10 protein-coding genes are annotated in these 10052 nt (G+C 67.7%); 2 read left to right on the forward strand and 8 right to left on the reverse strand.

Features of this window, described 5'->3' with window-relative positions; genetic code table 11:
• The coding region (locus CEX87_RS26405) for an IniB N-terminal domain-containing protein (RefSeq protein WP_198957320.1) at window positions 1-491 on the reverse strand (491 nt) is incomplete at its 3' end.
• A 286-nt stretch (window positions 492-777) separates the two neighbouring features.
• Complete coding sequence (locus tag CEX87_RS26410) at window positions 778-1515, reverse strand: acyltransferase (protein ID WP_064349682.1); 738 nt, start codon at window positions 1513-1515, stop codon at window positions 778-780.
• Between the two features lie 80 nt (window positions 1516-1595).
• On the opposite strand from CEX87_RS26410, the gene CEX87_RS26415 reads away from it, so the two are divergent.
• Window positions 1596-2900 (forward strand): outer membrane protein assembly factor BamB family protein, encoded by a 1305-nt coding sequence (locus CEX87_RS26415; RefSeq protein WP_064398490.1) that lies wholly within the window; start codon window positions 1596-1598, stop codon window positions 2898-2900.
• A gap of 133 nt (window positions 2901-3033) precedes the next feature.
• Window positions 3034-4578, forward strand: coding sequence for an alanine/glycine:cation symporter family protein (locus tag CEX87_RS26420; protein WP_064398488.1), 1545 nt, complete (start codon window positions 3034-3036; stop codon window positions 4576-4578).
• A gap of 3 nt (window positions 4579-4581) precedes the next feature.
• Here the strand turns inward: CEX87_RS26420 and CEX87_RS26425 are convergent, their stop codons facing one another.
• The 6 genes from CEX87_RS26425 to CEX87_RS26450 all read right to left on the reverse strand — a co-directional run bounded on the left by CEX87_RS26425 (window position 4582) and on the right by CEX87_RS26450 (window position 9914).
• A complete protein-coding gene (locus tag CEX87_RS26425; RefSeq protein WP_064398487.1) occupies window positions 4582-5274 on the reverse strand; it encodes an esterase in 693 nt (230 codons plus the stop codon).
• A gap of 63 nt (window positions 5275-5337) precedes the next feature.
• A complete protein-coding gene (locus tag CEX87_RS26430) occupies window positions 5338-6507 on the reverse strand; it encodes a THUMP-like domain-containing protein (protein WP_416171935.1) in 1170 nt (389 codons plus the stop codon).
• Window positions 6504-7541, reverse strand: coding sequence for a class I SAM-dependent methyltransferase (locus tag CEX87_RS26435; protein ID WP_231984662.1), 1038 nt, complete (start codon window positions 7539-7541; stop codon window positions 6504-6506). Before CEX87_RS26435 ends, CEX87_RS26430 begins: the two co-directional genes overlap by 4 nt.
• 11 nt (window positions 7542-7552) lie before the next feature.
• Window positions 7553-8200, reverse strand: coding sequence for an enoyl-CoA hydratase (locus tag CEX87_RS26440; protein WP_064398486.1), 648 nt, complete (start codon window positions 8198-8200; stop codon window positions 7553-7555).
• On the reverse strand, window positions 8197-9042 hold the full coding sequence (locus CEX87_RS26445; protein WP_068199396.1) for an NUDIX hydrolase: 846 nt from the start codon (window positions 9040-9042) through the stop codon (window positions 8197-8199). The genes CEX87_RS26440 and CEX87_RS26445 overlap by 4 nt, the downstream gene beginning before the upstream one ends.
• Window positions 9039-9914: an ABC transporter ATP-binding protein gene (locus CEX87_RS26450; RefSeq protein WP_416171936.1), complete on the reverse strand. Its 876-nt coding sequence runs from the start codon at window positions 9912-9914 to the stop codon at window positions 9039-9041. The genes CEX87_RS26445 and CEX87_RS26450 overlap by 4 nt, the downstream gene beginning before the upstream one ends.
• Between the last annotated feature and the right edge of the window lie 138 nt (window positions 9915-10052).

Consider the following 10052-nt stretch of genomic DNA (forward strand, 5'->3'; position numbering starts at 1 on the left):
CCGACGACGTTGCCGTCACCCTCGACGTTGGTGGCATCGATATCGCCTGCGGTGCCGGTGTTGACCACCCCGCCGTCGGTGGCGGTGTTGGTGGTCTTGTCACCAAAGGTGATGTCACCGAACTCCAACCCGAAGTTGCCGATACCCTGCTGCTGGTCCTCACCGGCGTGGTTGACCGTGTTGGTCTCCGGGCTCAAGAACCGGGTGTCGTTGTGGCTGAGGGTGTCGTTATTGGACAACACCTCGGTCTGGCGCTGCGGGGCAAACGCGATCCCATGCGTCTGGGCCACCGCCTGCTGCAAACCCACCACCGGATCACCACCCCCATGCACCACCGCCGCAGGCGTCACGGCCGCGGCGGCGTGCTGCAGTTGGGCTGCGGACGCGTTCTGCACGCCGGCGCCGCACATGGCCCGTTCTGGATCGTCGACGAAGGCCTGAGCCGAGACCTCGTCACGGAACAGGTTCAGAATCCAGTCGATTACGTTCATCTCAGTGGTCCTTTCGGATGTCCGGTCGCCGACCTCCGGCGAACTGATGCGAACGTTACGAATCCGCGGACATCCCGAAAACGGGCCGAAACCCCCTCCTTCCGGCAGACGGATGCAGGGCCGGCTCAAGCCCCTATTAGGGGATTAGGGGGGGTCGTGGTCAGCAGTTCGCGGTCGCCGAACGGCGACGAGCGTCCGCGAACTGTCGTAATCCAGCGGCGAGTCGTGCGCAGACACGGTCGCTCGCGCCACAGAGGTGACGCTCGCGCTACAGAGGTGACGCTCGCTAGCGGGAGGCCTTCTTGCGTTCGATGTCGGCGAGGGCCGCGGCCAGTTCGGCGCGCTGCGCCGCCGATGTCTCCCATGCGAGTTGGCGGTTCTTGACCACTTTCGCGGGCGCACCGACGGCGATCGAGAAGTCGGGCACGTCGCCGCGCACGACCGCATGCGATCCGAGCACGCAACCACGCCCGATCGTGGTGTTGCGCAACACCGTGACCTTGACACCGACCCACGTGTCGGGCCCGATTCGCACCGGCCCCTTGACGATTCCCTGGTCCTTGATCGGCACGTTGATGTCGTCCATGCGATGGTCGAAATCGCAGATGTAGCACCAGTCGGCCATCAGCACCGAATCACCCAGCTCAATGTCGAGGTAGGTGTTGATGACGTTGTCGCGGCCGAGCACCACTTTGTCGCCGAACCGCAGCGAGCCCTCGTGGCAGCGGATCGTGTTCTTGTCGCCGATGTGCACCCAGCGACCGATCTCCATCGTCGACAACTCCGGCGTCGCCTCGATCTCGACGCCCTTACCGAGGAAGACCATCCCGCGGGTGATGATGTGCGGATTGCGCAGCTTGAACTTCAGCAATCTCCAGTACCGCACCAGATACCACGGGGTGTAGGCGCGGTTGGCCAGCACCCATTTCAGCGACGCCAAGGTCAGGAACTTCGCCTGCCTCGGGTCACGCAGTCGCGACCCTCGCCACCGCTTGTGCAGCGGCGCGCCCCACATGGTCGTCATGGCCGGAAAGCCTACGCGAGCGTCCGAATCGGCAACGGTTACCCTCACGTGGACCGATGACGAGGAACGGGAAGGATCGAGTGATCCGGCGATTGACCGTGCTGGCAGTGTCGTTACTGACAGCGCTGATCACGGCCACACTGGCGGGCTGCCAGGACACCACCTCCTGGGTCGAGGCCAAGGCAGCTGACGGCTGGGCCGCCCAATACAGCGATGCCGCCAACAGCAGCTACCAACCCGTCGTGGGTGCAGACACGCTGCGCCTGGAATGGATGCGGTCTGTCAAGGGTGATCTCGGCGCCGCGGTGGCACTCGGCACCGGCAGCTATCTGGCCGCCAACGCGCAGACCCCCGACGGATGCTCGCTGATGGTGTGGGAGGCCGACAACAGGGCGCGGCAGCGTTGGTGCACCCGCCTCGTACAGGGCGGCGGCGCGTCGAGCCCGCTGTTCGATGGTTTCGACAACCTCTATATCGGACAGCCCGGCGCCATGCTGTCGTTTCCCCCGACGCAGTGGATCCGCTGGCGTCAACCGGTCATCGGGGTGCCGACCACAGCGCGGATCCTGAGCCCGGGGCACCTGCTGGTCGTGACGCACCTGGGTCAGGTGCTGGTTTTCGACGCCCACCGCGGCACGGTCGAAGGCAGCCCGATCGACCTGGTCGCCGGCGTCGACCCCAAGGACTCCGAGCGCGGCCTCGCCGACTGCCGGCCGGCCCGCCCGCGCTGCCCGGTGGCCGCCGCGCCGGCGTTCGCCTCTGCCACCGGGACCGTCGTCCTCTCGTTGTGGGAGCCAGGTGCCGACGCCCCCATCCTCGTGGGCCTGCGCTACCGGCCCGGGCAGTCGCCGTTTCTGACCCGCGAGTGGACCAGCGACGCCGTCGGCGGCGGACCCCTTGCCAGTCCGGTGTTTTCGGCCGACGGATCGACCGTCTACGTCAACGGACGCGACGACCGTCTCTGGGCGCTCAACGCCGCCGACGGCAAGGCAAAGTGGTCGGTGCCGCTCGACTACCTCGCCCAGACCCCGCCCTCCGTGTCACCCGACGGGCTGGTCGTCGCCGGCGGCGGGCCCGGGGCGAAGCTGACCGCCATCAAGGACGCAGGCGACCGCGGCGAGGTGCAATGGACCCGCGACGACGTCACGCCGCTGTCGACCTCGAGCCGATCCGGCGCCGATCTCGCCTACACCGTCGTCCGCGACGGCGACGGGGAGGACGCCGGACAGGCGCTGCTGGTCTTCGATCCCGCCGACGGGCGCACCCTCAACAGCTATCCGCTGCCCAGGGCGACGGGTTGGCCGGTCGGCGTCTCCATCGGAAAGGACCGCCGCGTGGTCACCGCCACCAGCGACGGCATGGTGTACGGCTTCGCACCGGCGTAGTGCACGGCACCGGCCGCGTATCGAGTTTGTCACCGCAACGAAACACATAGAGGCCGCGGGCATGCCAGCATGCCACCGTGCGCGTGTGACCCCCGCGAGGCGCGTGCGGACGCACCCGAGCTAAGGAGACGTATTGTCCGAGTTCCTCGACGCAGTCAACGGTTACGTGTGGAGCGACGCGCTGGTCTATCTGTGCCTGGCCGCAGGTGTGTACTTCTCTATTCGCTCCCGGTTCGTGCAGGTACGCCAGGTACGCGAGATGGTCCGGCTGATGCTCAAGGGCGAGAAGTCGCCGTCGGGGGTGTCGTCGTTCCAGGCGTTGACGATGTCGCTGGCCGGGCGGGTCGGCACGGGCAACATCGCCGGCGTCGCGACCGCGATCGCCTTCGGCGGCCCCGGCGCGCTGTTCTGGATGTGGGCGGTGGCGTTTCTCGGCGCATCGACGTCGTTCGTGGAGTGCACGCTCGGCCAGATCTACAAGACCCGCGACCCGCTGACCGGTGAGTACCGCGGCGGGCCCGCGTACTACCTGAGCCGCGCGCTGGCCCACACCCGCGCCGCCCGCGTCTTCAAAGTCTATGGACTGATCTTCGCAGCGGTCACGGTGCTGGCATGCGGGCTGCTCCTGCCCAGTGTGCAGTCCAACTCGATGGCCTCTGCGATGGAATCGGCGTGGGGCTTCGACAAGTGGTGGGTGGCCGTCGGCACCGTCATCGTGCTCGCGTTCGTCATCATCGGCGGCGTCAAGCGCATCGCGGCGTTCGCCTCGATCGTCGTACCGTTCATGGCCGTCGTCTACATCCTGCTGGCACTGATCGTCGTCCTCCTCAACGCCGGACGGATTCCGACGGTGCTGGAGATGATCTTCGCCAGTGCCTTCGGCCTGGATTCCGCGTTCGGCGCGATCATCGGCGCGGCGGTGATGTGGGGCGTCAAACGCGGCATCTACTCCAACGAAGCCGGCCAGGGCACCGGCCCGCACGCGGCGGCCGCCGCGGAGGTGTCGCATCCAGCCAAGCAGGGTCTGGTGCAGGCGTTCGCGGTCTACGTCGACACCCTGTTCATCTGCTCGGCCACCGGGTTCCTGATCCTGTCGACCGGCGCGTACCGCGTGTTCGAGGGTGAGAGCGCGACCGGCGCGGTGCTCGCCGACGGCGGCCGGCTTCCCGACGATGTCGAGGTCGGTCCCGCCTTCGCCCAGATCGGGTTCGACACCCTCTGGAACGGCGCCGGTTCGACCTTCATCGCGGTCTCGCTGGCGTTCTTCTGCTTCACCACAATCATCGCGTACTACTACATGGCCGAGACGAACCTTCGATTTCTGCTCGGCCGGGCGTCGACGACACCGGTGCCGCTGATCCGCGGCACCGTGGGCTCGAACGCGACCATGGTGCTGCAGGCGCTGATCCTGGTCTCGGTGGTCCTCGGTGCGGTGTCGACGGCGACCGAGGCGTGGGTGCTCGGCGACATCGGCGTCGGGTTGATGGCCTGGTTGAACATCGTCGGCATCCTGATCCTCCAGCAACCGGCCTACCGGGCGCTGTGGGACTACGAGGAGCAGAAGAGGGCCGGGCTGGACCCGGTGTTCGACCCGCACGCGCTCGACATCGTCGGCGCGACGTTCTGGGAGAACTACGACCCGCTCGCCGGGAAGAAGCGGGAATCGGTGCGGACTTGAGCCTTACAGCGCGAGCATCGGCGCCACCGCCGCGCGCGGTACCGTCGCCTGAACCGGGCCTGCCGATTCGGGGAACAGTCCGCCCTGGCTGAAGAAGAAGATCAGCGAGTCGTCGGTCAGCGCGAAGTTCTGGTAGTTCGCGGGATCGGTGCCTTGGCCCGGCGGAACCGGGGCCATGAGTCCCTGCCTCTCCAGGTATCGATCGACCTCGCGGTAGATCACGTCCATGGGCTCGGAGCCCGGCCTGAACAGGGTGTCGAAGGTGATCGGCGCATTCGTGGCGAGGTTCCAGTTGAACGACTGGTAGAAGGTCTGCGGGCGCACCCCGCCGACGTTCTGCCAGACGCTGAACACCACGCTGCGGGTGCCGGTGGTCGGCGGCCCCGATCGGTAGCCGGTGCCTTCGGCGTCGAGTTCGTACCGCATTCCGTCCGCACCCGGGTTCTCGGCGACGTTGACGAAGCCGTCGCGCGCCTGCGTCAGGTAGGCCACCAGCGGCGCCTGGTCGGGATAGTCGTTGGGGAAACTCAATTCGTAGGTGTAGTTCGGTTTTTCGACGTTCACCCGGCATATCTGATCCGGCCCCACCGTGCCCTGCAGGTCAGCGCACCCCGGCTGGGCGGCGGCCGCGGGGATCGCGACGGTGCCGGCGACGGCGGCCACCGCAACCAGAGCGGTCCACCTGAAATTGCGCATCGACGTCCTCGCAGCCGGCGCCGGTCCGGATACCGGCGCATCTCCGCAAGGATACGTGGACGCTCAGCGCGACGGACGACAAATGAATGCCGTTGCCCGGCTTGCGCCTCCGGTGCCGATGCGGGTGATCACTACCGAAGCTTGCTGTGAGCCGCGCAGGCGAAGCCGCGGCCGCAGCGTGTCGGGCTCGACGTCGACGCCGCGCACCAGGATCTCGACTGCGCCGACCTCGCGCGCCGAAAGGGCCTGCCGCAATCGCCGTTCGCTGAAGGCGACTTCGTCGAGCACCTCGAAGCCGCGTACAGCGGGCGGGAGTTGGTCGCCCGACAGGTAAGCGATGTCGGGGTCGAGCTGCCACAGTCCGTGCCGTGCCGCGTAGTGGCGGACCAGCCCTGCGCGCACGATGGCACCATCCGGGTCGACGATCCACGTCCCCGCGGGTGCCACCGCGCAGTCGTCGGGTTCGTCGTCGGTGACCTGTTCGCCGGTGTCCAGCAACGAGGCTCGACGCCTGACCCCACCCTCGGTGAGCCCGGCTGACCACAGGCACGCTTCGCGCACGCTGCCCGCCAGCGACGTCACCTCGATCTCACCGTCGAAACCCAACCGCCTCACGGCGTCGAAATCGATTCCGGGAGCACACTTCACGACGGTGTTGTGTTGGCGGTAGACATCGAGCAGTTCGTCGAGCGGGGGCGCGTAGTCACGCGGGTCGAACCGGCGGCGTCCGGCCCTGCGCCGCGCCGGGTCGAGAACGACGACCGTGCCGTGCGTGATGGGCCGAAGGGCATCGGCGCGGCAGAGGTCCACACCGTAGACGTTGTTGCGCGCCATCGCCAGGCGCACCGGATCGATATCGCTGCCGATGACGAGGTCTGCCGATTCGCGGAGCGCGGCCAGCTCGGTGCCGATCGAGCACGTCGCGTCGTGTACCCGGGTGCCGCTGAGTCGACGGGCGCGGTGCCGGGCGACCGGTTCGGCGGTGGCCTGCTGCAGGGCCTCGTCGGTGAACAACCAACCATCGGGATTGGATAGTTTGGCCGCCGCCTTGCGGCGCAGCAGCGTGGTCTCGACCAGCACGGCGGCTCGATGACCGAAACGCTTACGCGCCGAAGCGATGTCGGCGACGAGCGTGTTACCGGCCAACCGCAGCGTGGCGATTTCCCGCAGCGCGTCGATACCCGCCGGGCTGCGCAGATAGTCGACGTCCTCGACGCCGAACGCCACCGTCACGCGGCTGGCTTGACCCCTGTGATCATGACGTTGTAGTACCAGGACTTCGGCACCACGCGGCTCCAGAGGTTGGCGTCGACCCAGCTCAACGCGATCCAGCTGTGGAACGCGAATTTCGCGTAGCCCCAACCCAATCGCCCGGGCGGGACCGCGGCCTCGAAGGTGCGCAACGGCCAGCCCAGCATCGCGGCGGTGAACTCGGTGGTGGCGGTCGACACCTCGACGGCGCCGGCGCTGCTTGCCATGCGCTCCAGGTCGCCCGGAGAAAAGGTGTGCAAATCGACGACCGCCTCTAATGCGGCCGCGCGTGAGGACTCGTCGAGTTCGGCTTGTGGCCGACGCCATCCCGAGAGCCCGGGCAGCTTCGTCACGTTGGTCACCGCCCGCCAGGTCAGCGTCGACAGCGGGCGGGCGTAGTTCTCCCCCGCGTTCGTCGGCTCGCCGGCGAAGATGAACCGGCCGCCGGGCTTGAGCACCCGCACCACTTCGCGCAGCGACAGTTCGACGTCGGGGATGTGGTGCAACACGGCGTGGCCGACGACGAGGTCGAAGGTGTCGTCGTCGTACGGGATGCCCTCGGCGTCGGCCACCCGGCCGTCGATCTCGAGGCCGAGGTTCTCGCCGTTGCGGGTGGCGACCTTGACCATGCCCGGGGACAGGTCGGTCACCGAACCGCGCCGTGCCACGCCCGCCTGGATCAGGTTGAGCAGGAAGAACCCGCTGCCACACCCGAGCTCCAGCGCCCGGTCGTAGGGCAGCTTGCGCTGTTCGGCGAACGGGACCGTGGCGTCGAACAGGTCGCGGGCGTAGTCAACGCAGCGCTTGTCGTAGGAGATCGACCACTTCTCGTCGTAGCTCTCGGCTTCCCAGTCGTGGTACAGCACCTGGGCCAGTTTTGAGTCGTGGCGGGCAGCTTCTACCTGCTCGGCGGTGGCGTGCGGGTTCGGCACCGAAGCCGGGGAGCCGGCGACATCGGACACCGGAGCCGGGGAGCCGGCGACATCAGAAACAGTGTCGGTTTCCTCAAAGCTCATAACAGGGCAGCCTAGAGGTCGAACGTCGCCTTGGCCGCAGCCAGTACCTGGGGCGGATGCTCGACGAACCGTTGCGCCCAGGCCAACGCGGCGTCGTAGACGCCGTCGGGCGCGACCATCTGGTCGACGAGGCCCAGCGCGTGGGCCTCCTTGGCGTCGATGAACCGGCCGCTGAAGACCAGCTCCTTGGCCTTGCTGAGGCCGACGGTGCGGACCAGTCGGGCGGTGCCGCCCGCGGGCACCAGGCCGGCCAGGATCTCCGTCACACCGAACTTGACGTTGTCGCCGCAGACCCGCCAGTCGGCCGCCAACGCCAGCGTCAGCCCACCACCCAACGCGTAACCGGTGATCGCGGCGACCGTGGGTTTGGGGATGGCAGCCAGGGCGTCGACGGCCTCGCGGCAGGCCTGGGTGGCGGTGTCGGTTTCCTCGGCGTTGAGGGTGCGCAGTTCGGGCACGTCGTCGCCGGCGGAGAAGATCTCGTGGCCGCCGTACACGATCACCGAATGGATGTCGTCGCGGTCGCCGATGCTTCGCGCGGCGGAGGTCAGCTCGCGGTAGACCTGACGGGTCAGGGCGTTGGTCGGCGGGCGCGACAGCAGCAACGTGGCGATGCCGGGCCGCTCATCGCTGGTGTGGACCGAGACGAACTCGCTCATGCCTGGCGCGCGTCGGATCCGTAGCCCTCGGGGCTGCGGCGGTTGCGGGCGGCGTTGTACCGGTCGCTGTCGAAGAACTCGATCTCCCAGTTGCCGGTGTCCTTGTTCGCCGCGAGATGCGGTGTGACGGAGACGATCTGACGCTCCACGGCAAGCACTTCGTCGACGGTGTGGCCGGCGAGCGAGTCCAGCTGGGTCCATGTCGGCGGCAGCAAAAACGTCCGGCCTGCGGCGAAATCGTCAAGCGCTTGCTGCGGGGTGATCCAGTCGGCCGTGTCGGTCTCGGTGTTGTCGCCGTCGGCGCGTTGGCCCTCCGGCAGGGCGCCGACGAAAAAGTAGGTGTCGTAACGGCGGGTGCGTTCTTCCTTCGGCGTCACCCAATTGGCCCACGGCCGAAGCAGATCGGCGCGCAGCACTAGCTTCTCGCGGTGCAGGAAGTCGGCGAACGACAGCGACCGGTTGACCAGCGCGGCGCGTGCTTCGTGGTAGACCGAGGCGTCATCGACCAGGACGTCGGGATCGTCGGCGGCCCCGGCGAACAACACCCCGGACTCCTCGAACGTCTCGCGCGCCGCCGCGCACACCAGCGCCTGCGCCAGGTTCGGCTCCACGTTCAAACGCTCTGCCCACCAGTCGGGTTCGGGACCGAACCAGTCGATGTCGGCGTTGCGGTCGCGGTCGTCGACACCGCCGCCGGGGAACACCATCACGCCGGCGACGAAGTCCATCGCCGAGTGCCGTCGCATCAGGAAAACTTCAACTCCTCGGGCGAGCCCATCCCGTTGGTCGCGGATCAGCATCACGGTCGAGGCGGGCCTCGGCGTCAGTGGTTCCTCGGTCATGCTCGTCTCCTGTGCGCGGCCCGGCTCCTGGCACGACGCGCGAAGTACCGCCCGTCGACGACCTCGAGCGTGATCGCCTGGCCGAAAGCTCTGGAAAGGTTCTCGGCGGTCAGCACGTCGGGCAGCAGCCCGGAGTCGACCACCTTGCCCTCGGACAAGATCAGTCCGTGTGAGAAACCGCGCGGAATCTCCTCGACGTGGTGGGTCACCAGAACCATCGCCGGGGCATCCGCGTCCGCGGCCAGATCCTCGAGCCGGGCCAGAAGTTCCTCGCGTCCACCGAGGTCCAGTCCGGCGGCGGGCTCGTCGAGCAGTAGCAGTTCGGGGTCGGTCATCATCGACCGCGCGATCAGCACGCGCTTGCGTTCGCCTTCGGACAGAGTGCCGTACGTGCGCATTGCCAGGTGTTCGGCGCCGACGCTTTCAAGCATGTCGATCGCCTGCTCGTAGTCGACGTCGTCGTAAGCCTCGCGCCAGCGGCCCAGCACCGCGTAGCCGGCCGAGACCACCAGGTCGCGCACCACCTCGCCGTCGGGCACCCGCTGCGACAACGCCGAACTACTCAGCCCAACCCGCGAGCGCAGTTCGGACATGTCGGTTCGGCCGAGTCGCTCACCGAGCACGTACGCCGTCCCCGACGACGGGTACTCCAGCGCCGCCGCGATGCGCAGCAGCGAGGTCTTACCCGCGCCGTTGGGGCCGATGACCACCCAGCGCTCGTCGAGTTCAACCGCCCACGTGATGGGGCCGATCAGGGTCTGACCCCCGCGCCGCAACGACACCTTGGCGAAGTCGATCAGCACATCGGGGTTGGCTGGATCTCCTTCGGTGGTGGGCACTCGCCCATCGTAGTCAGGCGACTTGGGCGTGATTTCGTTCGCCCAGTGGCTGTTGCGATTTGTGGTTGGTTGCCGGTGGGCGGTGACAGGTTGGTGGTACAGGTTGGTGGTGTGGCCCCGGTCTATGCGGTGGCTGTGTGGAGTCGGGTGAGGTTGAGTGCTGCAGCGGCC

Origin of the sequence: Mycobacterium lehmannii (genome assembly GCF_002245535.1) — a bacterium.
Lineage (GTDB): Bacteria > Actinomycetota > Actinomycetes > Mycobacteriales > Mycobacteriaceae > Mycobacterium > Mycobacterium lehmannii.

Bases quoted from the DNA above. Each gene is read 5' to 3' on its own strand.
- CEX87_RS26425 (WP_064398487.1), bottom strand. From the start codon at position 5,274: ATGCGCAATTTCAGGTGGACCGCTCTGGTTGCGGTGGCCGCCGTCGCC.
- CEX87_RS26445 (WP_068199396.1), bottom strand. From the start codon at position 9,042: ATGACCGAGGAACCACTGACGCCGAGGCCCGCCTCGACCGTGATGCTG.
- CEX87_RS26435 (WP_231984662.1), bottom strand. From the start codon at position 7,541: ATGAGCTTTGAGGAAACCGACACTGTTTCTGATGTCGCCGGCTCCCCG.
- CEX87_RS26440 (WP_064398486.1), bottom strand. From the start codon at position 8,200: ATGAGCGAGTTCGTCTCGGTCCACACCAGCGATGAGCGGCCCGGCATC.
- CEX87_RS26410 (WP_064349682.1), bottom strand. From the start codon at position 1,515: ATGACGACCATGTGGGGCGCGCCGCTGCACAAGCGGTGGCGAGGGTCG.